This is a genomic window from Streptomyces sp. f51 (assembly GCF_037940415.1).
Classification (GTDB): domain Bacteria; phylum Actinomycetota; class Actinomycetes; order Streptomycetales; family Streptomycetaceae; genus Streptomyces.
The window spans coordinates 7,892,254-7,917,000 of the sequence record NZ_CP149798.1; the positions used below are offsets into that span (position 1 = coordinate 7,892,254).

22 protein-coding genes are annotated in these 24,747 nt (G+C 68.4%); 12 read left to right on the forward strand and 10 right to left on the reverse strand.

Going from position 1 to position 24,747, the window contains the following annotated elements; translation table 11 throughout:
* Positions 1–81: 81 nt before the first annotated feature.
* Positions 82–1,869: a helix-turn-helix domain-containing protein gene (locus WJM95_RS34385; RefSeq protein ID WP_339134947.1), complete on the reverse strand. Its 1,788-nt coding sequence runs from the start codon at positions 1,867–1,869 to the stop codon at positions 82–84.
* Between the two features lie 277 nt (positions 1,870–2,146).
* Between WJM95_RS34385 and dnaK the strand changes: the two genes are divergently transcribed.
* From dnaK to WJM95_RS34425, 8 genes are read left to right on the forward strand one after another with little or no spacing between them, the layout of a single operon-like run.
* Positions 2,147–4,048: a molecular chaperone DnaK gene (dnaK, locus tag WJM95_RS34390; RefSeq protein ID WP_339134949.1), complete on the forward strand. Its 1,902-nt coding sequence runs from the start codon at positions 2,147–2,149 to the stop codon at positions 4,046–4,048.
* An 8-nt stretch (positions 4,049–4,056) separates the two neighbouring features.
* Positions 4,057–4,665 carry a nucleotide exchange factor GrpE gene (gene grpE, locus WJM95_RS34395; RefSeq protein ID WP_339134951.1) on the forward strand — a complete coding sequence of 203 codons (609 nt, stop codon included), beginning with the start codon at positions 4,057–4,059 and terminating at the stop codon, positions 4,663–4,665.
* A gap of 6 nt (positions 4,666–4,671) precedes the next feature.
* The gene (locus WJM95_RS34400; RefSeq protein ID WP_339134953.1) at positions 4,672–5,622 is read left to right on the forward strand and encodes a J domain-containing protein; all 951 of its coding nucleotides are present in this window, start codon (positions 4,672–4,674) and stop codon (positions 5,620–5,622) included.
* Positions 5,619–6,026: a chaperone modulator CbpM gene (locus tag WJM95_RS34405; RefSeq protein ID WP_339134955.1), complete on the forward strand. Its 408-nt coding sequence runs from the start codon at positions 5,619–5,621 to the stop codon at positions 6,024–6,026. The genes WJM95_RS34400 and WJM95_RS34405 overlap by 4 nt, the downstream gene beginning before the upstream one ends.
* Positions 6,017–8,656 (forward strand): ATP-dependent chaperone ClpB, encoded by a 2,640-nt coding sequence (gene clpB / locus WJM95_RS34410; protein ID WP_339134957.1) that lies wholly within the window; start codon positions 6,017–6,019, stop codon positions 8,654–8,656. Before WJM95_RS34405 ends, clpB begins: the two co-directional genes overlap by 10 nt.
* Positions 8,653–9,099, forward strand: coding sequence for a thioredoxin (gene trxA / locus WJM95_RS34415; protein WP_339134959.1), 447 nt, complete (start codon positions 8,653–8,655; stop codon positions 9,097–9,099). Before clpB ends, trxA begins: the two co-directional genes overlap by 4 nt.
* A gap of 5 nt (positions 9,100–9,104) precedes the next feature.
* Positions 9,105–9,368, forward strand: coding sequence for a UBP-type zinc finger domain-containing protein (locus tag WJM95_RS34420; RefSeq protein WP_339134961.1), 264 nt, complete (start codon positions 9,105–9,107; stop codon positions 9,366–9,368).
* Positions 9,368–11,182, forward strand: a complete 1,815-nt coding sequence (locus WJM95_RS34425) for an FAD-dependent oxidoreductase (protein ID WP_339134963.1) — start codon at positions 9,368–9,370, stop codon at positions 11,180–11,182. Before WJM95_RS34420 ends, WJM95_RS34425 begins: the two co-directional genes overlap by 1 nt.
* A 555-nt stretch (positions 11,183–11,737) precedes the next feature.
* On the opposite strand, the gene WJM95_RS34430 is transcribed toward WJM95_RS34425, so the two are convergent.
* Complete coding sequence (locus WJM95_RS34430; protein WP_339134965.1) at positions 11,738–12,349, reverse strand: DJ-1/PfpI family protein; 612 nt, start codon at positions 12,347–12,349, stop codon at positions 11,738–11,740.
* Between the two features lie 215 nt (positions 12,350–12,564).
* Between WJM95_RS34430 and WJM95_RS34435 the strand changes: the two genes are divergently transcribed.
* Positions 12,565–13,389, forward strand: coding sequence for an MBL fold metallo-hydrolase (locus WJM95_RS34435; RefSeq protein ID WP_339134967.1), 825 nt, complete (start codon positions 12,565–12,567; stop codon positions 13,387–13,389).
* Positions 13,390–13,418: 29 nt separating this feature from the next.
* Here WJM95_RS34435 and WJM95_RS34440 read toward each other — a convergent pair whose 3' ends face one another.
* A complete protein-coding gene (locus WJM95_RS34440; RefSeq protein ID WP_339134969.1) occupies positions 13,419–14,261 on the reverse strand; it encodes an enoyl-CoA hydratase/isomerase family protein in 843 nt (280 codons plus the stop codon).
* A 329-nt stretch (positions 14,262–14,590) separates the two neighbouring features.
* On the opposite strand from WJM95_RS34440, the gene WJM95_RS34445 reads away from it, so the two are divergent.
* Positions 14,591–15,013 (forward strand): hypothetical protein, encoded by a 423-nt coding sequence (locus tag WJM95_RS34445; protein WP_339134971.1) that lies wholly within the window; start codon positions 14,591–14,593, stop codon positions 15,011–15,013.
* A gap of 1,466 nt (positions 15,014–16,479) precedes the next feature.
* Here the strand turns inward: WJM95_RS34445 and WJM95_RS34450 are convergent.
* Positions 16,480–17,169, reverse strand: coding sequence for a GAF and ANTAR domain-containing protein (locus WJM95_RS34450; protein ID WP_339134973.1), 690 nt, complete (start codon positions 17,167–17,169; stop codon positions 16,480–16,482).
* Positions 17,170–17,699: 530 nt separating this feature from the next.
* Here WJM95_RS34450 and WJM95_RS34455 point away from each other — a divergent pair.
* Entirely contained in the window at positions 17,700–17,987 is a 288-nt protein-coding gene (locus tag WJM95_RS34455) for a hypothetical protein (RefSeq protein ID WP_339134975.1), read from the forward strand.
* Positions 17,988–19,650: 1,663 nt separating this feature from the next.
* Here the strand turns inward: WJM95_RS34455 and WJM95_RS34460 are convergent.
* Complete coding sequence (locus WJM95_RS34460; protein WP_339134976.1) at positions 19,651–20,046, reverse strand: ATP-binding protein; 396 nt, start codon at positions 20,044–20,046, stop codon at positions 19,651–19,653.
* A 230-nt stretch (positions 20,047–20,276) separates the two neighbouring features.
* On the opposite strand from WJM95_RS34460, the gene WJM95_RS34465 reads away from it, so the two are divergent.
* Positions 20,277–20,645: an STAS domain-containing protein gene (locus tag WJM95_RS34465; RefSeq protein WP_339134977.1), complete on the forward strand. Its 369-nt coding sequence runs from the start codon at positions 20,277–20,279 to the stop codon at positions 20,643–20,645.
* Between the two features lie 100 nt (positions 20,646–20,745).
* Here WJM95_RS34465 and WJM95_RS34470 read toward each other — a convergent pair whose 3' ends face one another.
* The 5 genes from WJM95_RS34470 to WJM95_RS34490 form a co-directional block, all read right to left on the reverse strand.
* Positions 20,746–20,913: a hypothetical protein gene (locus WJM95_RS34470; protein WP_339134979.1), complete on the reverse strand. Its 168-nt coding sequence runs from the start codon at positions 20,911–20,913 to the stop codon at positions 20,746–20,748.
* Positions 20,914–21,150: 237 nt separating this feature from the next.
* On the reverse strand, positions 21,151–21,957 hold the full coding sequence (istB, locus tag WJM95_RS34475; protein WP_339134981.1) for an IS21-like element helper ATPase IstB: 807 nt from the start codon (positions 21,955–21,957) through the stop codon (positions 21,151–21,153).
* Positions 21,957–23,207: an IS21 family transposase gene (gene istA, locus WJM95_RS34480; protein WP_339134983.1), complete on the reverse strand. Its 1,251-nt coding sequence runs from the start codon at positions 23,205–23,207 to the stop codon at positions 21,957–21,959. Before istA ends, istB begins: the two co-directional genes overlap by 1 nt.
* Positions 23,208–23,502: 295 nt before the next feature.
* Positions 23,503–23,976 (reverse strand): hemerythrin domain-containing protein, encoded by a 474-nt coding sequence (locus WJM95_RS34485; protein WP_339136026.1) that lies wholly within the window; start codon positions 23,974–23,976, stop codon positions 23,503–23,505.
* A gap of 208 nt (positions 23,977–24,184) precedes the next feature.
* Positions 24,185–24,703, reverse strand: a complete 519-nt coding sequence (locus WJM95_RS34490) for a hypothetical protein (protein ID WP_339134984.1) — start codon at positions 24,701–24,703, stop codon at positions 24,185–24,187.
* Positions 24,704–24,747 lie beyond the last annotated feature (44 nt).

Consider the following 24,747-nt stretch of genomic DNA (forward strand, 5'->3'; position numbering starts at 1 on the left):
CAGCCGCTGACGCTCCCGCCGTCGTGGTCCCCAGGCGGCGTCGGCCACTGACACCGCTCGTGCGGAAGTTCCCGTGGGACATCAGCCCGGTCCGCCCAGCACGATCTTCCACACTCGGGTCGCCACCTGGAGGTTCAGCCGGTCCTCCACGTTCGCGAGGTCGTGGCCGCTGATGTCGCGGATGCGCTGGAGCCGGTAGCGCAGCGTGCTGCGGTGGATCGCGAGGGAGTCGGCGGTCTCGTCGTAGTTGCCGCCGCAGTCGAAGTACCGGGACAGGGTCTCCACCATGGCCGCCTGGTGCTGGGAGTCGTAGTCGATGAGCTGCCCGAGCCACTCCTGGACGAACGTCTCCAGCTCCCGGTAATCGTTGCCGGGGCCCAGGATGCGGTAGAGGCCGAGCTCGTCGAAGAACGTCGTGCCGTAGCGATCGCGGGAGTGCAGGCGCACCTCCAGGGCGCGCTGCGCCTCCTCGTAGTGGTGGGGGATGTCCTCCAGGGAGTCGCAAGGGGCGCTCACTCCGATCGTCCCGGACCGGGTTCCGGTGTCCCGGGCGAGCGCCTCGTGCAGCGCGCGGGCGTGCGGCCTGTCGCCGGTGATGAGGACGACGTGGTCGGAGCCGCGGGTCAGCAGCGAGCGCATGCCCACCGCAACGGCCGCCCGACTCACGGTCTGCGCGAAGGAATCGTCGGCGGTCCGGTTCGACCACTGCACCACGACGACGTAGTGGCTGCCATGCAGGTCGTGTCCGACTGCCTCGGACCGGGCGTAGGCGCCCGGCTCGTCCGTCCCTGCCAGGAGGTCGTCGGCCAGCTCGCGGTGCAGCCTCACCTCCACTTCGGCCAGATTGCGCAGGTGCGTCAGCTCCTGGGCGAGCGATGCGGCGGCGTGTCTAAGCGCGAGCACGGTGTGCTCGTCGGCCTCGTCTTGTGCATCGACCAGCGCCAGCATGCCCAGGATCTCGCCGTGCGGGCGGATCAGGGTGATCAGCCGGTCTCTTATCCGCACCGGCCCGGCCTCTTTGGCGACGGTGTGCAGCATTTCGTTCTGGCGCACGGGGTCCGGTTCGGGATACGGGACGGGCCGGTCGGGACCGGTCCAGGACCTCAGCCGACCGAAGCGGTCCTCGATCAGCGCGGGAAGTCCGGTAAGCCCGTGTAGTGCGCGGGTGACAGCTTCCTCGCCGCCACCCGAGGCAGCGGCGCCGACCACGAGAGAGTGAACGGCTTGCTCGTAGCTCAACTCAGCCACCACAGAGATCAGCTGCTGCTGGAGGGCTGTGCGTTCCTCCCGCAGTCGGTGCAGCTCCAGCGCGTCCTCGCGTTGGCGGCGGTGTGCGATGGCCACTGACAGTGCAGCAGCGATGTGCTGGACGAGCAGGGAGAGCAGGGATCGCTCGGCCCTGGTGGGCCGGGAGCGGGAGGTGACCACGAGGTAGCCGTGCAGAGCCCCAGGTCCGCGTAGCCCCAGGGCCCGCCCCCAGGGCCTGCCGGGTACGGTCACGTCGCCGTCCTGCCCGGCCAGCTCCCGCACCCTCCGGCCCACGGCCAAGGCATACGTCTGCCCGTTCCACGGGCTGGGGACCAGATCGCCGCCCACCTTGAGATATCCGGCCTCGGCGCTGTATGACCCCCCGGTGACTAGGTGGTCCCTGGCCAGGCGCAGGATCGCGTCTTCGTCCGGAGCGTTGAGCAGGGCGCGAGAGAGCGTGATCAGTTCGTGGAGGGCATGGTCGGCTGGAGGGCGAGCGGGCCGGCGGAGCGCTCTGCGCGCGGCCATGTGGCGCCGCCCGGCACTGCCCGCGGGAAGGCTGCTCTTCCCGTCACGGTCGGAGTAGCGGTGGGACAGGCCGTACGCCCGACTGCTGACCATGGGATCACTCCGTCCGAGGCGTCCGGCTCTCGCGTACCCGCTCCCGAGCCGGCTTACCCGACACGTGTGGGTTCTTCTCTCTCGTACTCGCAGGGCGACCGGACCCGTGCATTCCTGACTCGCCAGGCGCAGGCGTGGAGCTACCCGGTTCATCATCCTGGGAAATGCTCGAGACCCTCCGTCCGCACCGGCGGGAAACCGGCGGAGATCCCCCCTCTGCCTGAACGAAACGTGATCCGGAGAGTCGACGCAGGCGTCGTACCGGGAGGAGTTCCTCATGGCCAAGGCAGTGGGCATCGACCTGGGCACCACCAACTCGGTGATCGCCGTGTGGGAAGGCGGCGAGCCGTCCGTCGTGCCCAACAGCGAGGGCAACCGCACGACACCGTCGGTGGTGGCCTTCACCGACACCGGGGAACGTCTGGTGGGCCAGCTGGCCCGGCGCCAGGCGATCCTCAACCCGAAGGGCACCATCTACTCGGCCAAGCGGTTCATCGGCCGCCACTTCGACGAGATCTCCGACGAGGCCAGGGCCGTGGCGTACGACATCGTCGAGGGCGACGGCGGGGCGGCCCGCTTCAAGGTGCGCGACAAGCTGTACGCGCCCGAGGAGATCAGCGCACAGGTGCTGCGCAAACTCGCCGACGACGCCTCCAAGCAGCTCGGGGAGAAGGTCACGGAGGCGGTCATCACGGTGCCCGCCTACTTCAACGACGCTCAGCGCACCGCCACCAAGGACGCCGGCCGGATCGCGGGACTGGAGGTGCTGCGGATCATCAACGAGCCGACCGCGGCGGCCCTCGCGTACGGCATGGACAAGAAGGAGCACGAGACCGTCCTCGTCTTCGACCTGGGCGGCGGCACCTTCGACGTGAGCATCCTCGACGTCGGTGACGGCGTGGTGGAGGTGCGCTCCACCGCCGGTGACAGTCACCTGGGCGGCGACGACTTCGACCGGCGCTTGGTGGACTACCTCGCGGACGACTTCCAGAAGGAGAACGGCATTGACCTGCGCAAGGACCCGCAGGCGCTGCAACGACTGTTCGAGGCGGCTGAGAAGGCCAAGACCGAGCTCAGTTCGGTGACGCAGACGCAGGTGAGCCTGCCGTTCATCACCGCCGACGCCTCGGGCCCCAAGCACCTCACCGACTCGATCATGCGGTCCACGTTCGAGCAGATCACCGCCGACCTGGTGGAGCGCTGCCTGGGGCCGGTCCAGCAGGCCATGGCCGACGCCAAGGTCGGCGAGAGCGATATCGACGAGGTCATTCTCGTCGGCGGCTCCACCCGTATCCCGGCGGTCCAGGCCCTGGTCCGCCGGCTGACCGGCGGCAAGGCACCCAACATGAGCGTCAACCCCGACGAGGTCGTGGCCCTGGGTGCCGCGATCCAGGCCGGGGTGCTCAAGGGCGAGGTCAAGGATGTCCTGCTGCTCGACGTCACACCCTTGTCGCTGGGCCTGGAGACACGCGGCGGAGTGATGACGAAGATCATCGAGCGGAACACCACCATCCCCGTGCGCCGCAGCGAGACCTTCTCCACCGCCGAGGACAACCAGCCCGCTGTCGACATCGTCGTCCTCCAGGGCGAGCGCGAGCTGGCCGCCGACAACCGGGTGCTGGGCCGGTTCCAGCTCACCGACATCCGGCCGGCGCCGCGGGGCGAACCACAGATCGAGGTCACCTTCGACATCGACGCCAACGGCATCCTCAACGTCAAGGCCCGCGACCGGGACACCGGCAAGGAGCAGGGCATCACCATCAGCGAGAGCTCCAACCTGGACCGCAGTGAGGTCGAACGCATGGTCCAGGAAGCCGAGCGCAACCAGGGCCAGGACCATGCACTGCGTGAGGCCGTCGACGCCCGCAACGAACTCGACGCCATCGCGTACCAGGTCGAGAAGCGTCTCACCGAACTGGGCGACGCAGCGCCCGCGCACGAGAAGGCACGCGCCGAGATGCTCGTGTCCGACGCCCGGGCGGCGGTCAAGGAAGAGGCGGGCGTGGAGCGCGTGCGGCCCCTGACCTCCGAACTCCAGCAGGTGCTCGCCGGGCTGACGGCCCACCAGGGCGCCGCCACGGCGGACGGCGGTCCCGGTCAGGATGCCGCCACCGGTGGTCCCACGAGCGGCGGCGCAGGTGACGATGACGTCATTGACGCCGAATTCGACAGGGGCTGAGGCGTGCCATGCCCACCCACCCCCAGGAACCCGACCAGGCCGCGCCGGATCCGGGCGTACGGGTCCCCAAAGGCGCCGGACCTGCCCCTCGCGGGGATCTGCCCCAACCGGGCCCGCCCCGGCCCGAAGCGGCGAACGGCGAACCGGGGCCCGACGCCGCCGGCCCCGCGCCTGCCGAGGACCAGTACACGACCGCGATCCGGGAACTGGAGGACCGCTGGCGGCGCGCACTCGCCGACCTCGACAACCTTCGCAAGCGTCACGCCAGGGAACTGGAGCGCGAACGAGCGGTCGAACGGTCCCGCACGGCGGCCGCCTTCCTGCCCGTCCTCGACAACCTCGAACTCGCCCTGACCCACGCCGACGCTGATCCGGGCGCGATCGTGGAGGGCATCCGGGCCGTACGCGACCAGGCCGTGAACGTCCTCGAACTGCTCGGCTACCCGCGGCACGCGGAGAGCGGCGTCGCCTTCGACCCGGCCCGGCACGAGGTGGTCGGAGTCGTCCAGGACCCCGACGCCCCACCGGGCACGGTCGTCGAGGTGCTGCGCCCCGGCTACGGGGACGGCGAGAGGCAGCTCAGGCCGGCCGCGGTGACCGTCGCGAAGCGGGAGTGACCGGCGATGGCACGGGACTACTACGAGGTGCTCGGCGTGTCGCGGAGCGCGAGCCAGGACGAGATCCAGCAGGCGTATCGCAAACTCGCCCGCCAGTACCACCCCGACGTCAACAAGGACCCCGCGGCGGAGGAGCGTTTCAAGGACCTCAACGAGGCACACAGCGTCCTGTCCGATCCCAAGACCCGGGCCCGCTACGACCGCTTCGGCGAGGACTTCCGCAAAATCCCCGAGGACTTCGACGAGCGGGTCGCGGCCGGAGCGGGCGGCGGCTTCCGCGGCCGGACCGCGGGCGCGGGCGGCCCCCGCGTCCGGTACGCCACCGACTTCGGCGACGGCTTCGGCGCGGAGGGCATCGACATCGAGGACCTGCTCGGCTCCATGTTCGGAGCCGGCGCAGCCCCAGGCGGCGTCCCCGGAGCGGACCAGGAGGCCGAACTGCCGCTCACCGTCGAGGAGGCGTACCGCGGCGGCCGTCGCACCGTCACGCTCGCCGGCCCCACCGGGCAGCCGCGGCGCTACGAGGTCGACGTGCCGCCGGGCGTCACCGACGGGCAGCGCATCCGGCTGGCGGGCGAGGGCGGCCGCGGCAGTGGCGACGCCACCGCGGGCGACCTGTACCTGCGGGTGCGTATCCAGCCCCACCCCCAGTTCCGGCTGGACGGCCGCGACGTGCACATCCAGGTCCCGGTCGCCCCCTGGGAGGCGGCCCTGGGAGCGACCGTGCCGGTGCCCACGCCCGGCGGCAGCACGGCCAAGGTCACGGTGCCCGCGGGTTCCTCCAGCGGCCGGCGGCTCCGGCTGCGTGGCGAGGGCATGCCGAACCCGCGCGGCGCGAACGGCGACCTGTACGCCGAACTCCGCATCATGGTGCCGCCCACCCTCGGCGACCGGGAGCGCGAACTGTTCGAGGAGCTCGCCGCCACTTCCTCGTTCGACCCCAGGAGGACGCGATGAACGACCGACCCGCGGGAGCGGCAGGCATGGGCCGGGCCGAAGGGGGCGCCCGTCCGGTACGAACGGGCGCAGACATCACCGCCTCGACAGCTGTCCGGTACGCGCTCGTGCCCGCCCCCAGGCTCTCCCTCGACGCCGTGGCCCGTCGCTCGGGCCTCCACCCCGATCTGATCCGCCGGTTCGTCGCCCTCGGCCTTGTCGACGCCGAACGCGACCCCGCGGGACACCTGGTGTTCGACCCCACGGCCCCGGCGGTCCTTGCCCGCATCCAGCGGCTGCGCACCGGACTCTGCCTCAACTACGCATCCATCGGCCTGGTGCTCGACCTGCTCGACCGCATCAGCCTGCTCGAAGCCGCCCTGCGCGGCCGCGGCACGAGGAGTGAAACACCCCCATGGACATGAACCGTCTCACCCAGAAGTCCCAGGAAGCCCTCCAGGAGGCCCAGACCGCGGCCGTCGGCATGGGGCACACCGAGGTCGACGGGGAACACCTGCTGCTCGCACTCCTCGACCAGGAGGACGGTCTGATCCCGCGGTTGCTGCAACAGGCCGGCACCGAGCCGAAGGAACTGCGCGCCGCCGTGCGCGAGGAACTCTCCCGCCGTCCCAAGGTCACAGGCCCCGGCGCGGCACCCGGCCAGGTCTTCGTCACCCAGCGCCTCTCCCGGCTGCTCGACGCCGCCGAACGGGAGGCCAAGCGCCTCAAGGACGAGTACGTGTCCGTGGAACACCTCCTGCTCGCCCTGGCCGAGGAGAGCTCTTCGACCGCCGCCGGGCGACTGCTCAAACAGGCCGGCATCACCAGGGACTCGTTCCTGGGCGCGCTCACCCAGGTCCGCGGAAACCAGCGCGTCACCTCCGCCAACCCCGAAGTGGCCTACGAGGCTCTGGAGAAGTACGGCCGCGACCTGGTCCTCGAGGCTCGGTCGGGGCGGCTGGACCCGGTCATCGGCCGCGACGCCGAGATCCGCCGCGTCACCCAGATCCTCAGCCGCAAGACCAAGAACAACCCCGTCCTCATCGGCGACCCCGGCGTCGGCAAGACCGCCATCGTCGAGGGCCTGGCCCAGCGCATCGTTCGCGGCGACGTCCCCGAGGGCCTGCGCGACAAGACGGTGTTCGCCCTCGACATGGGCTCCCTGGTCGCCGGCGCCAAATACCGCGGCGAGTTCGAGGAACGCCTCAAGGCCGTGCTCTCCGAGGTGAAAGCCGCCCAGGGGCGCATCCTGCTCTTCGTCGACGAACTCCACACCGTCGTCGGAGCAGGCGCCGCCGAAGGGGCCATGGACGCGGGCAACATGCTCAAGCCGATGCTCGCCCGCGGCGAACTCCACATGATCGGCGCCACCACCCTCGACGAGTACCGCAAGCACATCGAGAAGGACGCCGCACTCGAACGCCGCTTCCAACAGGTCCTGGTCGGCGAGCCGAGCGTGGAGGACACCATCTCCATCCTGCGCGGACTGCGCGAACGCCTGGAAGTGTTCCACGGCGTGAAGATCCAGGACACCGCGCTGGTCTCCGCGGCCACCCTCAGCCACCGCTACATCACCGACCGGTTCCTGCCCGACAAGGCCATCGACCTCGTCGACGAGGCGTGCGCCCGGCTGCGTACCGAGATCGACTCGATGCCCGCCGAACTCGACGAGATCACCCGCCGTGTCACCCGCCTGGAGATCGAGGGAGCGGCCCTGACCAAGGAGAACGACCCCGCCAGCAAAACCCGCCTGGAGGAGCTGCGCAGGGAGTTGGCCGACCTGCGCAGCGAGGCCGACGCCAAACACGCCCAGTGGGAGGCCGAACGGCAGGCGATCCGCCGCGTGCAGGAACTGCGCCAGGAACTGGAACACGTCCGTCACGAGGCGGAGGAAGCCGAACGCGCCTACGACCTCAACCGCGCCGCCGAACTCCGCTACGGCCAGCTCCAGGACCTGGAGCGCCGACTTGCCGCAGAGGAGGAGCAACTGGCCGCCAAACAAGGGCAGAACCGGCTGCTGCGCGAGGTCGTCACCGAGGAGGAGATCGCCGAGATCGTCGCCGCCTGGACCGGCATCCCCGTCTCTCGCCTCCAGGAGGGCGAACGCGAGAAACTGCTGCGCCTCGACGACATCCTGCGCGAGCGCGTCATCGGCCAGGACGAAGCCGTCAAACTCGTCGCCGACGCCATCATCCGCGCCCGCTCCGGCATCCGCGACCCTCGCCGCCCCATCGGCTCGTTCATCTTCCTCGGCCCCACCGGCGTCGGGAAGACCGAGCTGGCCAAGACCCTCGCCCGGACTCTGTTCGACTCCGAGGAGAACATGGTCCGCCTCGACATGAGTGAGTACCAGGAGCGGCACACCGTCAGCCGGCTCATGGGCGCACCGCCCGGATACGTCGGCTACGAGGAAGGCGGCCAGCTCACCGAGGCCGTACGCCGCAAGCCCTACTCGGTCGTGCTGTTCGACGAGATCGAGAAGGCGCACACCGATGTCTTCAACACCCTGCTGCAGATCCTCGACGACGGCCGCATCACCGATGCGCAGGGCCGCACCGTCAACTTCCGCAACACCGTGATCATCATGACGTCCAACATCGGCTCCGAGCACCTCCTCGACGGCGCCACCGCCGAAGGCGAGATCAAGCCCGACGCCCGCGCCCTGGTGATGGGCGAGCTGCGCGGGCACTTCCGCCCCGAGTTCCTCAACCGCGTCGACGACATCGTGCTGTTCAAACCGCTCGGCGAGCGGCAGATCGAGCGGATCGTGGAGCTGCAGTTCGACGAACTGCGGCAGCGGCTCGCCGAACGCCGCATCACCGTCGAACTCACCGACGCCGCCCGGGAAGTGATCGCCCACCAGGGCTACGACCCGGTGTACGGGGCCCGGCCACTGCGCCGCTATATCTCCCACGAGGTCGAGACACTGGTCGGACGCGCCCTGCTGCGCGGTGACGTCCAGGACGGAGCCACGGTCCGCGTCGACGCCGAGCACGGAGAGCTGGTGGTCACCTATGACCAGCCCGAGGACGTGAAGGGAGCGCGGGCGGCATGAGCACGATGCAGGCGACGACCGTCAGCTGTCCGAACTGCGGGCGCACCAACCGGGTGCCCGTGGCCGCGGAGGGCCGTCCCAAGTGCGGCCACTGCAAGCAGTTCCTGCCGTGGATGGTGGACGCGGGCGACGACGACTTCGCCGAGGTCGCCGAGCGGGCCGACGTCCCCGTCGTGGTCGACCTGTGGGCCACCTGGTGCGGCCCCTGCCGCATGGTCAGCCCCGCACTGGAGAAGGTCGCCACCGATCTCGCCGGCCGCATCAAACTCGTCAAGGTCGACATCGACAAGAACCCGCGGCTCTCGCAGCGTTTCGAGGTCCAGGCCGTACCCACCCTGCTGATCCTCGACCAGGGCGAGACGGTCGCCCGGCAGGCGGGGGCGGCGCCCGCCCCTGTTCTGCGTCAGTGGGTGGAACAGTCGATCACCGCCCGGAAGGAGTGATCAGGATGACCCTGCACGCAGACCCCCACCTCGCGCTCGTCCGGCCGGTCCGGCCGCTGACCCCGGAAGGGTGTCAGGAGTGCCTGCTGCTCGGCTCCCCGTGGGTCCACCTGAGGCTCTGCCTGACCTGCGGGCACGTCGGCTGCTGCGACTCCTCGCCGAACAGGCACGCGCGCAAGCACGCGGCCGCCGACGCCCATCCGGTCGTGCAGTCGTTCGAGCCCGGCGAGGAATGGCGCTGGTGCTACGTCCACGAGGCGTTCGTCTGATGTCCGGCGACCAGCCGCTGCCGGGCGGAGAACCGGTGCCGGAGGAAGCGGACGAGGCCGTCCTCCAGGAGACCCCGGACACCTGCGGCGCGTATCCGCGCCTGACGGAGGAGCAGACAGCACGTCTGGCGGAGCACGGGCAACGCCGGAGCATGGCTCCCAACGACGTCCTGATCCAGGAGGGAGAGCGCTGCGAGACGTTCTTCGTCGTCCTCAGCGGTACCGTCGCCGTCCTCGAGGACTACGGCACTCCCGAGGAACACGTGCTGCGCGTGCACGGCCCCGGCCGCTTCATCGGCGAACTCGGGCTACTGAACGGGCAGGTGGCCTTCTACACCGCTGTCGCCAGGGAGCCGGGCGAAGTCCTCGTCGTCTCCCTGGACCAGCTGCGCCACCTGGTGTCCCAGGACTCCACCATCGGGGACGTCGTGCTGCGCGCCTGCCTGGGACGTCGCGCGCTGCTCGTCGGAGAGGGCGCCGGCTTCCGCGTCATCGGCTCGCGCTACTCGCCCGACACCAGGAGGCTGCGCGAGTTCGCCATCCGCAACCGGCTGCCGCACCGCTGGATCGACCTGGAGACCGACGAGGAGGCCGAGGCCCTGCTGCGCCGCTTCGGTGTCGGCCCGGAGGAGACACCGCTCGTCATCTGGCGGGGCACCACCCTGTTGCGCAACCCCAGCAACGCGGAACTGGCCCGGCTCATCGGCCTGCCGTCGCTGCCCGCCGGAAACCGGCACGGCGACGTCCTCATCGTCGGCTCCGGACCCGCCGGCCTCGCCGCCGCGGTGTACGCCGCCTCCGAGGGCCTGAGCACCACCGTGGTGGAGGCGATGGCCGCCGGTGGCCAGGCCGGCACGTCGTCCCGCATCGAGAATCTGCTCGGCTTCCCCGCCGGCATCTCCGGCGCCGAACTCACCGAACGCGCCGTGCTCCAGGCCGGCAAGTTCGGCGCCGGGATCAGCATTCCGGTGGAGGCGACCGGTCTTCATCCCAAGGACGAGGACCACTACGTGGTGGCGTTCGCCGACGGCAGCGAGATCGCCGCCCGCGCCGTCGTCCTGGCCACGGGTGCCCGCTATCGCCGGCTCCAGGTGCCCGGCATCGAACGCCTGGAGGGAACGAGCGTCCACTACTCGGCGACCGTCTACGAGGCCCAGCAGTGCCGCACCGACCCGGTGGCCGTCATCGGCGGAGGCAACTCGGCGGGCCAGGCGGTGCTGTTCCTCGCCAGGTACGCGCCGAAGGTGTGCCTGCTGGTCCGAGGCCCCAGCCTTGAGGCCAACATGTCCCGCTACCTGGTCGACCAGGTCGAACGCCATCCGCGGGTGGAGGTCATGCTGCACACCGAGGTCACCGAGGTCATCGGCCAGGAGGTGCTGGAGGAGCTCGACGTGGTCGACAACCGCACGGGCGGGCACCGCCGACTCGCGGTAGGGGGCCTGTTCGTCTTCACCGGCGCCGACCCCCACACCGAGTGGCTCGCCGGCATCATCGCCCTCGACTCCCGCGGCTTCGTCCTCACCGGCCCGGAGGCCCAGGAAGCCTGCGCCTACCCCGAGGTGTGGCACGACCGCGGGCGCCCGTGCATGACCCTGGAGACCAGCCTGCCCGGGGTCTTCGCGGTGGGGGACGTCCGCAGCGGCTCGGTTAAGCGGGTGGCCTCGGCGGCCGGTGAGGGCGCGATGGCCATCCACTTCGTGCACCGCCACCTGGGGCACTCGGCCGCACCCGGCACCACGGGCACGTCCGCTGCCGCGGGCGGCTCGGACGTCTCCCCACGCATACGTCACAAGGAGTCCGCATGGCTCGCATGACGCAGGGCAGGCCACCCCACACTCGGCTACGCCCGCGACACGTTCGACAGCCGGTCCACTCAGCCCGACGGCTGCACCATCCGCCAGGACGTCCACGTCCGCTTCCCGTGTGATCGTTGCAGGTCGGGGGAGTGGCCTGCTAGCCAGTGCTGATCACGTCTTCGCGTCAGACGGACTTGTCCGCCCGCTGCGGAGACCGCCGGTATCTCCTGGAAGCCAAGTGGCAAGCCGCAAAGATCCTGGCGGGTGGGCGCGCATCGACCGGTACGCGGTGCGCGGTGTACGTGGCCGGGGCGGCAGACAGGTCGTTCGGGGCGGGGCGGCCGGAAGGATGCGGGTCGGACCGCCGGTACTCCACGGTGCGCTCGGTTCTCTGACGTTGCTGAAGTCGGCCCTGAGCGGCGATAGCCCAGGTCCGCAGACCCCTCCACGACACGGCCCCAGGGCAGTCTCCTTCACCGCGCGGAGTCTTCGGGTCGGCCACCGCATCGAGAACCCGCGGGGCAGCCCACGAGTGTCACCATGCGGCCTCGTTTTGCACCCATTGGCGAGGCGTCAGCGCACTGCGACCTCGCCGGCGTGAACGGCGCGCAGGGCGCGCTCGACGGTCTCCTGGCTCTCACCAACCGGGGCCACGTAGCCCAGGACATCGCGTACGGCGTCCTTTCCGAGCGTGCGGGTCATCACCCACGTGGCCAGGTACTGGGAGGCCAGACAGCCGCCCGCCGTGGCGATGTTCCCCTCGGCGTGGAACGGCGTGTCCAGCACCGTGACGTCGCATGCCTCCACAAAAGGCCGGCTCCTCACGTCCGTGCTCACCGGCATACCGTTCAGCAATCCGAGCCGAGCCAGGACCAGCGCTCCGGAGCACTGCGCGCCGATCAGCTGGCGCGACGGGTCGAGCGACAGCCGGGAGATCAACCGGTCGTCGGCGACCACCTCGTGCGCCTTCACCCCGCTGCCGATCAGCACGACATCTGCTTCGGTCACGAACTCCATCGGGCGCTGTCCGGTCACCTCGACACCGTTCATCGACGTGACGGCCGGCGTCGGTGTCGTGATGAAGGCCTCCAGACCGTCCTTCCGGCATCGGTTGATCAACGCGGAGGCGATGAAGCTGTCGAGCTCGTTGAATCCGTCAAAGGTGACCACGGCTACCTGGTGCATGGCATCTCCTCGAAGCACGGCACGGGAGGCACAGCCTCTCAGGCGATCCGCACCCAGGTCGCAGGCCAATCGGCAGGCGGTGGCCCATGCCCGTCCGTGCCGCAGTTGTCGAGGTCTGCCACGCCATTGGACAGTGGAAGGCAGTCGTGCGGCAGACATCCGCAACGACCGCGAGGTCGATAGGGACCCGTCGCCGCGGAGAGGAACCGAGCGGCATGGCATCCACACTGAGCGTGAACGTGTTCACAGCCCCGGAGAAGGCGCTGGCAGCCGACCGGTCCAGGCCCTTCGGCCCGCCGCCGGCCTGGGATCCGATGACCTCCACCCTAATCTTCGGAGAGCACGACGCCGTCCTGGTCGACACCCTCACCACGGCCGCCGAGGCCGAGGCCCTGGCGGCCTGGGTACAGCTGCACCACCGCAACCTGACCACGATCTACATCACCCACGGTCACCTGGACCACTTCGCCGGCCTCAGCCGGCTGCTGCACCACTTCCCCGACGCCCGCGCCATCGCCACCGCGAAGACGGTCGAATACGCGCGTAAGCAGACCGAGCGGCTGCCGTTCTACCGCGAGCTGTGGCCCGGCCGGCTCCCGGCCACGATCACGCTGCCCGAACCCTGGACGCAGGAGACCTTGGCAGTGGAGGGCCACGAGCTGCGGATCATCGAGCAGGGGCAGACCGACGCCGTCGATTCCACCTCCCTGCACGTGCCCGACCTGGACCTCGTCGTCAGCGGAGACGTTGTCTACAACCAGTGCCACATGTTCGTCGCCGCCACGACGCCCGACAGCCGCGCGAACTGGATCGCCGCGCTGGAGCGCCTCGCCGCCCTCGACCCGAAGACCGTGGTCGCCGGCCACAAGAAGCCGGGCGCCCCCGACACGCCCGACATCATCCCGCAGACCAGGCAGTACCTCACCGACTTCGGCCGCCTCCAGCAGGAGACCGGCAGCGACCAAGAGCTCTATGACGCCATGACCGACCTGTATCCCGACTGGGTCAGCCACCAGGCATGGCTGATGTTCGGCTTCTAGCAGGCCAAGAGCTTTTGGCAGGCCCAGAGTCAGCTCTCAGCGGGGAAGTCCGCGACGGCCTTGCCGAGGTCGCGTTCGAGCTCACCAGGACTCTGCAAGCCCTGCCCGGCGAGGTACTCCAGGCGCTCACGGCTTTCGGGCCGGGCGATCAGGCTCTGGAATGTCACGGCGTCGGAGCGGACCTGGGCGGCCGATGCCAGCGTGAGGTCGTTGACGGCACGCTTGGCCGCTCGCACCCCTTCCGGCGGGAAGCCGGCGATCCGTGTCGCCAGCCGTTCGACGAAGCCGTCCAGCTCGGCGTCGGGCAGGGCGCGGTTGATCCAGCCGTAGCGCTCGGCTGTGTCGGCATCGAAGTCGTCGGCACCGACGATCGCCTCGATGGCCCGGGTCCGGCCGAGCCGACGGGCCAGGTGCTGGACCCCACCCGCGCCGGGCAGCGCACCGGTGCCGGCCTCGAACTGCCCGAAGACCGCCCTCTCACGCGAGGCGAAGATCATGTCGCACGCCAGGGCGAGTTCATTGCCGCCACCGCGGGCACGCCCGCGGACCTTGGCAATGGTGATCACCGGAACCCGCGCCAGCTTGTACAGGAACATGCCCAGTGAAGCATCGCCGGGGCCACCCGCCTTCGCGGCCTCCGCGGTGTACTGCGGGACGGCCGTGAGATCCACATGCGCGGAGAAATAGTCCGGCGAAGCGCTGTCGATGACGACGACGCGCACGTCACCCGGGTCGGTGTACAGCATGTCGACCAGGGAGACCAGGTCACGGACCAGGTCGACACCGACAAGGTTGAGGACGCCCGCGTCGAGGGTGGCGGACAGGACACCGTCCTTCAGCCGGGTCCGGATCGACGGATGGTCGACGCTCATCAGGTCTCCTTCGTGGATACCCCGGCCTTCAGGCCGGGGAGGAAACGAAGCTCCTGCGGAGCAGGGCAGGGAAAGCCGGTTCGCCCCTGGGCGGACCGGCGTTGTCAGTGGCGGCCGTTAAGTTTTGTCCCGAGGATGTCAAGATGGAGCTCCTGGACGTGAGGGTGAAAGCGGAAGCGGACTACTGAGCCTCTGCCCCAGGATGCGTCTCAGCTCACCGCGGGCGCATGCTGGGAGGCGGGGAGGAGTGCCCTGCCCGTGGAGGCCGCGCGGGTACTGCGAGGCGGAGCCGCCATGAAAACCGTGCCTCCCAAAGCGAAGGAGCGGGCATGCCCGGCCTGCATTTCCATCTGGATTCCTCGATGAGCCCGCCCGAGGTCATGGGGGTGCTCACGGACTTCAGCCCCTCACGGCTCGAAGAGTGGCCCTCGATCGACGCGGAACACTTCCAGGTACACGAACGCGGGGACACCTGGGCCGAAGTCACTGAAGGAAACGCCAAGTCGTGGGAGCGAGCACGCTATGACTGGGACCCCGCGCAGAACAAGGTCACCGTCACCACCCGCGACTCGACCCCGTTCGGACCCGGCGGTTGGGTGTTCCAGATGACCCCCCACGGCGACGGCACCCGTGTCGACGTCAAACTCCAGCGGCATCCCACCTCGTTCACCGCCAAGATGAAGTCCTCGATACTCCCCTTCGCCGGCCCGGTGTTCCGCAAGTCCTTCAGGGAGCCCCTGAAGGCCAAGTAGTCGGCCGCGGCCCTTCCTTGACCCTCCACCGCGCACCAGAAGGACCCTCCGCCTTGGACTCGTAGCCCCCGCTTCCCGTGCACTCAGCACGATTTGATGGAAGGGACCCACGAGTCAGTGGCGTCGTCTGCGCTGGGCGCGCCGACGTCTGTCCAGCGGACGACGCCGTCACGGTCACCATCCTTTCGGCGACCGAGTTCCAGCCGCGCCGGCCCCGGCGAGAACATCGGCATCACGCACGTCTGCCCCTACGGCAAGAGCTCCGGACGGTCCACGTGCGAAGGCGACAGGTGGCGGTGACGCACGGCGTTCCGGTGTGGGCCGGCCGATCCTCAGGCCGGCGGGCGCTCTGCGGACGTGGTCATCGGCTCGGTAGGCAGGGGTCCAGGACGGGGATGCGGAGCACTGTGACCGGAAGGATGGGCATTCGTCTGGGTTTCTACCCGGTGCCTGGCGTCGTCCAGTGTCCAGTGGGTTCTGCCGCTGGGGACACTATCGATCGCGGTGAACCGTTCCGTGGCGTCCTCGATACGGGCCAGTACCTGGTGGACCATGAACGACTCTGTCTTCCGACGTTTGTCGGCTGGCCAGCGTGATGCCGTCCATCGGGCCTGTTCGACCGTGGTCACTGGCAGGCCGATGTCCCTGGCCATCCGGATCAGGGACTGTTTCACCGCCCACGCGGGGGACTGGACCGGTGTGCTGCCCGGACCCATCGGCTCGATCTCCAGAGCCCGGTCCCCGATCGTGAACTGGGCTGGTGGTGGTCGGCCGGCCGCACTGCGTAGCTCGGCAACGATCTGCTCGTAGCGGGGCTGGCTGACGGCTCCGACGTTCCCCGACTCCTCGGACATGGTCCCCCTGGGACGAGGCACTCCCGCCGCGGATGGAGCGAGCTTTGCATCCATAACCGAGAGTCACACTAGAACCCTTGGATTGCAAGGGGCGACTGCAATTGCCCAGTATTTGTGCGGAGTTGGCATCTCGATGCATTCGATGACGCTCCCTGTGATCAGTCCGTGCACGGTCCCTTCTGCCGTCTCCAGCACCACCTGCCGATGCAGGCAGAGACCGAGATCGCTTCAGAACAGCGGGCAGGGCCGGCGCCGGGTCCCGGCCGCCGGCTATGCGGCCGGAGTCAGGGCGGGATTGGCGGTGATGCGGTTGCCGACTGGTGTCTGTTCCACGGTCAGGCTGCGGGCGAGGGCGGCGACGATCTTCAGCCCGTGCTGGCCGATGCGAGGGCACGGAGGGGCAACGTGAACACGCGGAGACCGTGAGTCAGAGGTCCCTCCTGCCTGTGTGGAGGGGGCGTGGACCCATCAGGGCACGCCGGAGTCCAGGTCCCAGCAAACTGCCTGGCGCTCAGCCCGCGATCGCGTGACCGCATCGCCCGGGGCCCCAGCCCGGTGCCGGATGCGTGTGTCCGTCCGGTAGGCCAACGGCAATGCTTGGCCAAGCGGAGGTCACGGGAGGCCGCCTTTTTCGCAGACCAGGCGGGCGACCTCGCGAAGCTTGATGTTGGTCTCCTGCGAGTAGCGGCGCAGCACGTCGAAGGCTTGGTCTTCGGTGAGGTTGTGGCGGCCCATAAGAATGCCCATGGCCTCACCGATAACGTGCCGGGTGGCTACGGCGTGCTCCATCTGGGCTTGGGTACGGGCGCTTGAGAAGGCGATAGCGGCGTGGGAGGCAAGCAGCAAGCCGGCCTGTTCACTGTCCGTGGTGAATGAGCCGGTTTTGCGTGAGTAGAAGTTCAGTGCCCCGAACTCCTCATCGTCGGTGAACAGGAGGAATCCCATCATGCTTCCCACGCCCAGCTCGAAGGCCTGTGGAGCAAAGAGTGGCCAGCGGGGCTTCTCTTCGGTGAGGTCCGCGATGCGGAAGACCCGTTCTCCCCGGGCGCTGTGTGCTGTATCGAAGCACGGCCCCTGCCCTAGCTCCGCCTGTAGCCGATCGCTGTCGATGACTAGGCGGTCAGTGGGGGCGACGGTTTCCACCTGGTGGTCGTGCAGAACGAGGATGCCCGCAGCGTCGCAACCCTTGACCAGCTCCGTAGCCGATGTGGTGATCCGCTGCAGGGTGGCATCGAGCGAATCCTGAGCCAGTAGGTCCCGCGCCATCGCCGCTAGCTTCTGCCCGAACTGTCCCCAGTCCACTTCGTCCTCCGCTTCGCATCCGGTCAGGCCAACCTGATACCCGCGTTCGACACGCTCACAGCAGGACCGACGACAAGCGCAGGGAGTAGCACTGGCACAAGAGGACCCGCGCGACTTCCGTCCCACTGGGACTGGAGCGTTTGTTCGAAGCGCTGACCCGCTTCTCACTCCATGCAAGCACCCTGAGCCGCCTCTCGCAGAGCGGCATCCCTACGGTTTCACCTTGCATCCGCCTTGGGCCGAAGGCTGGCAAGATCCAACTGGAGTCGGTGGCTGGTGCGATGTGACTGAGTGAGGGGAGTTGGCTTGCTGGATCTCAGCATCCCCCGCTTTCGAGCGGCAGGTGCCTCTCGTGGCACGCCGTAGGCGCCCGTCGGCCGGGCAGCCATGCAGCAGCTCCCCGTACAAGCCGTTGCAGCCACCGCGCTGAGCGAAGTCGTCAAGATCTCTGCCCTCCCGGTCAGTGGGCGCCCGTTCCGTGGTGAGGCGGTCGCCCACTGGCCGGGAGCGAGGCCGCCGATGCTTTGGCCTTGATCGAGACTCTGTCCGGCAGCGAACAGCACCGCTGCGGCTTCGCGCCAGGCTGGAGCATCCGAGCATACGAGGACACCCTCGACCTGGCGTTGTTCGAGGCGGCATTCTGCTTCAGCCGCCATGAGGTCCGGATACAGGGAACGGCTGTGCCACCCACCCTGGCCACGCAGTTCTTCGACGCGGCCGTCCCGTCGGCCCGGACCCTCCTGGCCCTCTTTCGCGAGCGGCCCTGTAGTCAGCAGGCTTCCCGGTTTGGTGCTCAGGTTGGCGAGGCGGGCCACTGAGCCCTCAGCCACATGCGTGTGACGCCGTCCGAAGCATGGTGAACAGCCCCGTTCGGGTTCGGTGAAGATGCCACGGTTGACCAGGCGTTTCAGCTTGGCTCGCATACCTTCGGTGATCTGCTCGCGCAGCCGTTCCGCGGTCTCGCTCACCAGCCGCTGCCGGGCCTCGATCTTGTACAGGAGCTCTCTCACCGCCCGCTCTCGCTCACCTGGGACGCATCGCGCCAGGTCGGGATAGCGGTGCGGGTCAGGCGGCGGAGCCTGACGTCTGGTCATGGACCAGTGGATCACGGCCACCGAGCTGGCCGGCCGGTCTCGCCACCACCCACCGTTTCGGTTCCGGGGTGAACCCGCTTGCCGGGCGATGCCGATCGCGTTGTCGTGCACGCTCGCGGCGGTCACGGCCACGGCGATGATCAGGCGAGTCCAGGACGACCGCGGGTGGATCCTCGTGCCGCCTGCGCATTTCGCGGGCCCGCCAGCGCAGCAGGTCGTGGACGGTCTCGGCGGTGTGGTCGTCGCGTCACTTCGCGAGGTAGTAGTACACCGCGCTCTTCGGCGGCAGATAGCGCCACTAGGAGCCGGTACGAGCCTGGTACAGGAACGCGTTGACGATCTCCCGCATCTCGTACTGGCCCACATGCCCGCTGACGCAGGGATGCATGCCTCGCCTTCCAGGCCGTGATAACCGGCCGGATTAATTCCCATGCCTCATCCGGCAGATCACGGTACGGCTGACGCCCGCTCACGCTTCCCAGCAGACCGCGCCACCGGCCCGACCGTGAAGTCCCGGAACTGAACAAAACGTACTCAAGCCAATGAGGACTTCCTAAAGCGCGCATAACACCCACTTGCAGTCCCCTACCTAGACCAGATGCCCTCTCAGGGATGCAGGCCCTGCTTGCAAGCCACGGCGGCATACTCAAGTGTCCTGAGGTTGGATATAACAACGCAATATGGACACTCATCAGTCATGGCCACTGAACCGCATCCTCTCTTGGCATCCTCCCCTTCCGGAATCGGGTTGCTGGCGGTGGGCGTCCTTCTCATCGCAGTGCTGCTGGCGGCGTTCCTTGTAGGTCACCGGAACTCCGCCCGGCGCCGAAAGTCCGCTTCCGTACCCTCGCGGGAGCAGGAGAAGCAGGCGCGCCAGGTGCTCGAAGACCCTCCGCGCCGTGGAGAAGGCTGGAGCACTCCTGAGGAAGACCCTGACCAGGGGCACCCCCACCGATAGAGCGGCCTTCGCGCCAGAGCAGTGGGGGCGGGAAGGGGGCGGCCCCTTACGCTGCTTCATACCGACAGGGGAGTGGACGATAGACCGCGGCTGTCGGTCGGTTCTTGGTTCAGCAGGGCACCTGCTCAGCGCTGCGCTCTGGATCTCTCCAATGCCTGGCGTCTACCGCTGCAGGGGGAGGCGCCCGAAGGTGTAATCGCCGGCACCCACCGCCTGCTCAGGCTCACCCTGCCAGGGGCCTTCACCTGCAGGCGACTTGACGAAGGGGAGCGCTCGGGGGAGGGAATGGTGCCGCGGTGCCAGCGGCCGGTGCCGTTACCTCTCACGTCGTCCGGGTCGTGAGGGGCCATGTCCTGGTTTCGTCGGTGAGTTTACAAGGGCGGCGGGGCGGATGAGGAAGCGGATGAGTGTCGGCCCGAGCCCGGGCCGTCATCCCGTGGTGAGCATGACGGTGGCGATAATGCGTTTGCCGGGCGGCGTCGCCTCGATGCTGACGTTTTGGGCGAGAGCGGTGACGATCTCCAGTCCGTGCTGTCCGATCCGCCCGGGGTCAGGGGCTTTCACTGCGGGCGGCAGAGGGTTGCTGTCCCACAGTTCGATGCGTAGCGCGTTGCCGGTGACTTGCATCTGCAGGAGGGCCGGGCCAGGCGCGTACTTGCGGGCGTTGGTGACCAGTTCGCTCACAATCAGCTGGACGATCTCCACTGTCGAGGTCGCCACCGGGATGCTGTGCGTGTCGCGCACCGTGGAGAGGAATGACACGGCGAGGTGGCGGGCCTGCGCAATAGGGGAGCCGTCCACATCCACAGACAGGGAGGCTTCCATCGACAAGGCCACCTCCGCGCATCCGTCACCGGTGTCCTCAGATGAATGATCCATCTCGCTCTGCCCGCTTCCACGTTTTCGTCAGATACCCCGCCCGGTGCCACCTACGCACTGTCCCGGACGTTACCTGTGGCACAGCCACAAAGACGCCTGGTCCGTAGGATGCGGTTCTTGACAGGCCTTCACTTCGAAGGCGATGACTAGGCGCAACGAGACTTGGTGAAGGGTACGTGGCAGACAATCACCATCCGGCAGGGCAGCCTATGCGCCTGTCGATCACGCCGGTCACCGTTGACGGGATCCGTGTCCTGGTCGTGGCTGGCGAACTCGATGCCGACAACACTGGCACGCTGCGACAGGCACTGCGCGCTGAGGAGGACGGCGCGGCGGCGCTGACGGTACTGGACCTGGGTGCGGTCACCTTCATGGACTCCAGTGCCATCAACGTCCTGATCGCAGCGAACCGTGACGCCACTGCGGCGGGTGGTCAGCTCCGGATGGCAGCCCTGAGCGAACCAGTCCAACGGGTCGTCGCAATCGTCGGCCTCGATACGATCGTGGCCTGCTATCCCACCGTCGCCCAGGCCCTCAAGATCTGATTGGGGACTTCGACTTCGACCACCAGCGGTCGATCAAGCGGGAGACCCTCTCCAACCTGGGAACCCTCGACTTCGTCGTCGGGAGGAGAACGGAGGTCGGCTACATCCCCTTCGAGCCCGAGGCCGCGAACCTGCTCTTCCAGTTCATCTCGGGCCGCAACTCGTCGCCGGAAAAATTCCGGTCGGCGAGGAGCAGCATGCCGGCGTTCAGCAGCGGCAGGAGCTGCCTGGCGTATCCGGGTTCACAGGTGCTCGTCGAGCCGAACACGGCTCCTAGCGGACCGCGGGTGCCGGTCTCGCACAGCGTCCTCAGTCGCACGTGCGGGGTCCCTCAATGCCCGATGCGTTCGGGATGGATGCAGCCGGGGCAATGCCGCCGCCGACACAACACGGCAGCCCAATCCCGAGTCGGCCCTGAGTACCGTGGCTGACTGTCGGCGACGCTTGAATAGTGAGCCGATTCCGGCGGACGAAAAATGACCCCCACTGTGTCAGTTGATGTTGGTCATTCCCCGGTGTTGGCCGCGGGAACCCGTCCGAGGTCGCGGCCGCGCATGCGGTAGCTGTCGCCCTTGAGCGAGATGACTTTGGCGTGGTGGACGAGGCGGTCGATCATCGCGGCGGCGACGGTGTCGTCGCCGAAGACCTCGCCCCAGCGTCCGAAGGGCTTGTTGCTGGTCACGATCACCGAGGCGCGTTCGTAGCGGCCCGAGATGAACTGGAAGAACAGGTTCGCTGCCTCGGGTTCGAAGGGGATGTAGCCGACCTCGTCGACCACGATCAGCGGGATGCGGCCCAGGCGGGTCAACTCGTCGCTGAGTCTTCCTGCTTGGTGGGCTTCGGCGAGGCGGGTGACCCACTGGGCGGCGGTGGCGAAGGCGACCCGGTGGCCGGCCTGGCAGGCCCAGATGCCGAGCCCGCTGGCGAGGTGGGTCTTGCCGGTTCCGGGCGGCCCCAGGAAGATCACGTTCTCCTTCCCGACGACGAAGTCCAGCGTCCCCAGATGGGCGATGACCTCGCGCTTCACGGACCGCTGGTGGTCGAAGTCGAAATCTTCCAGCGACTTGCGGGAGGGAAAGCGGGCAGCCCGGATGCGGCCCTCGGCGCCGTGGGAGTCGCGGGCGGCGACCTCCCGTTGCAGGCAGGCGGCCAGATACTCCTCGTGGCTCCAGCCCTCGTCACGGGCCCGCTCGGCAAGCCGTGCTGCCGCGTCCCGCAGGGCCGGGGCCTTCAACGCCTTGGTCAGATAGATCAGTTCGGATCCGACATCGCGGCTGGTCCGGGCGGGGTTCGTGCCGTTCTTCGTGCTCATCACGCTGCCCCTTCGCCCGTGCTCAGGCCGCCGTCGATGACGCCGAAGATCCGGTCGTAGGTGTCCAGCGAGCGTTCCTCGACCTCCGTCCCGTCCACCGGCGCCGATTTCGTGCCAGCAGCCTTCTTGCGGGCTGCCGCGGCCGCGGCCGCGTGGTCGGGATCGGTGATGGTCTGGTGGCGGGCCCAGCTGCGGGCATGGCGGGCGACCTCGACGCCGTCGCAGGTCACCAGGACCTGGTCTAGGTCCGCGGCGACCTCGATGCGGCGGCCGACGGCCAGCGGATGCACCGAGTAGTCGCAGGTGTCCAGGCGGACGTAGTGGTCCCGGGGCAGCCGCAGCGATGCCTTCCACCAGCCCGGCGGGGCGATCGGCGGCAGACCCAGCATGCGGGACCGGTCAGCCTCCAGCCGGTCCGCAGGACGGGCCTGCAAGGTGCGGTGGATGCGCCGGTTCGCCCTGGTCAGCCAGTCGGCGAGCTGGATGTTGAAGTCGGCCGGCGAGGTGAACACCCGGCCGGGCAGGAACGACGTCTCCAGATAGCCGTTGGCCCGCTCGACCAGGCCCTTGGCTTCCGGATCCCGCGGTTTGCAGAGCAGGAACTTGATGCCGAGCAGTCCGGCGAACGCGGCGAATTCGTCGGTCAGTTGAGGACCGCCCGGCCGCCAGGAGCCGACGGCTCCCTCGTTGTCCCAGACCAGCACCCGGGGGACGGACCCGAGCTCGGTCAGCAGCCGCCAGTGTCCGGCGATCAGGTCGGCCGCAGACCTGGAGGGCAGCATCCGCGCCGTGATCCACCGCGAGTAGCCCGCGACCATGACCAGCACCGGCGGCCGTCCGACCTGGCCGAAGCCGAGCGGGATGTCGGCGGGCGGGAACCACAGGTCGCACTGGCCGATCTCGCCCGGCTCATAGACCGTCCGCGAGGCCGGATCCGCGGGCCGATAGGCCGGCCGCAGGTCTCTGACCCGGTCCTTGAGCACCGTCAGACCCCGGTCCCAGCCGATCCGCTCGGCGATCACCGTCGCGGGCATCTCCGGCCACTGCTCGAGCAGTTCACGGATCTGCGGCTCGACCGCGTCCACGATCGAGCCCTTCGGCGCCCGCTGATACTTCGGCGGCGCATCGTCCGCGATCGCTCTGCGGACAGTGTTCCTCGCAATCCCCAGCTTCCTCGCGATCGCCCGCACCGGCATCTGCTCGGCCCGGTGAAGCCGGCGGATCTCCGCCCAGTCCTCCACGCTGATCACCACTCCTCCCAGCCTGACTCAACGAGCCAGACCTCTGAAGGGGGTCAACTTTCAAGCGCCGCCACCGGTCCACTTTTCAGCCGTCGCCGACAGCTGACGAGTGAGAACCTTCGAATCGGCGTGATGACCGGGTACCCAACTGCACGCATGTGCAGGGAAGGCAGTGCGTCATGCCTATGGGCAGCGACGATCGCTGCCCATAGGCACGAGCTGCGGCAGCTTCGATGCGAGAGGGCCCCCTTGGGCCCTTCCTTCTGCGTGCGCTGGCCGATTCGGCAGAGCAGACGTGGCGCGGCTACTGGTCGGCGCTGGGTACGGCCAGCGGGTCATCCGGGGACTTCTGCTTCGCTGTCTCCATCTGTTCGCCGAGTTCGGTGAGGCGGTTGCGGCCCATGGCCTTGCGGACTTCGGGGAACCACTCCTTCTCCTCTTCCTCGACGTGGTGGCGGACGTTCTCGATGAGGACGGTCATCTTGGCGTCGAACCGTTCGTCGGCCGGATCGAGGTCCTTGAGCTCGGAAAGCATCCACAGCACGACGTGATGCTCCTCAACGCTTTCCAGGACGTGGTCCTTGGTGTCTGGCGCGGCTTCCCGGGCGGCCGGGTAGAAGATCTTCTCCTCGATCCAGGTGTGGGCGGTGAGTTCCTCGATCACCCGGTCGGCGATCTTCCGCTTCTCGGTGTGGGCATTTTCGCCGGCCTTCTCGAACTGCTTGAACAGCTTCTCGACTGTTTTGTGGTCTTCCTTGAGCAGCACGATCCCGTCCATCTTGATCTCCCTCACGTCCGTCATCGGGCGAAGCGGGCCCTCCGCCCTGACGCCGTGTACCCGATACACGCTTGGAGAGTCCGTTGGCCGCAGGGTTGTGGCCCTGACAGGCGACCCTCCTAGCCCGAACGCGCGAACGTACGCTGCTCTCAGACGTCGGCGGAAGCCGCCCCGTGGTGGGCGGCAAATCTGTCCCATCGGTGGTGTCTCATGCGGATTGCCTTGATGGGGCGGGGCCTGGGCCTTCGGCCGGCGTTCTGGCCTGTCCCGCCGATGTGGTGAGTCCGCTGTGTTCCGAGGTGCCGCAGAGCTGTGCTGCGGTCCGAGCGTGGGAGGCGAGGCAGTGGTAGGCCAGGTCCGCTGTGGAGGTGGATCGCACGGGCAGCAACTGGCTGCCGTCGAGCGTGTCCCGCAGGGCGGCGTGAGCGTGGGCGTAGGCGGCCTTGTGCTGGGGAGTTGCCCTTGGAGGCAGCCAGGAAATCAGAAGGATCTTGTTCTGGCGCGTGCCGTCCTCGGTCGCGAAGGGCAGGTCGTAGATGACGAGTCGGGGTTCGTTCGCGGGCAGTGCGAGCAGGAGTTCGTCGTGTGTCAGATTTCCTTCGTGTTCGACGACACAGCTGTTCAGAAGATCGTTGAGCCGATAGATCACGGTGTTGATGTCCCGCTTCGACTTCAGCTCCCAGAATGCGCCGATGCAGCTGTCGTCCACGGCTACGTCTGTGCTCACGGTGCTCTCCTTGCGCCCATGTCTCGGATGCGGGGTCGGAAGAT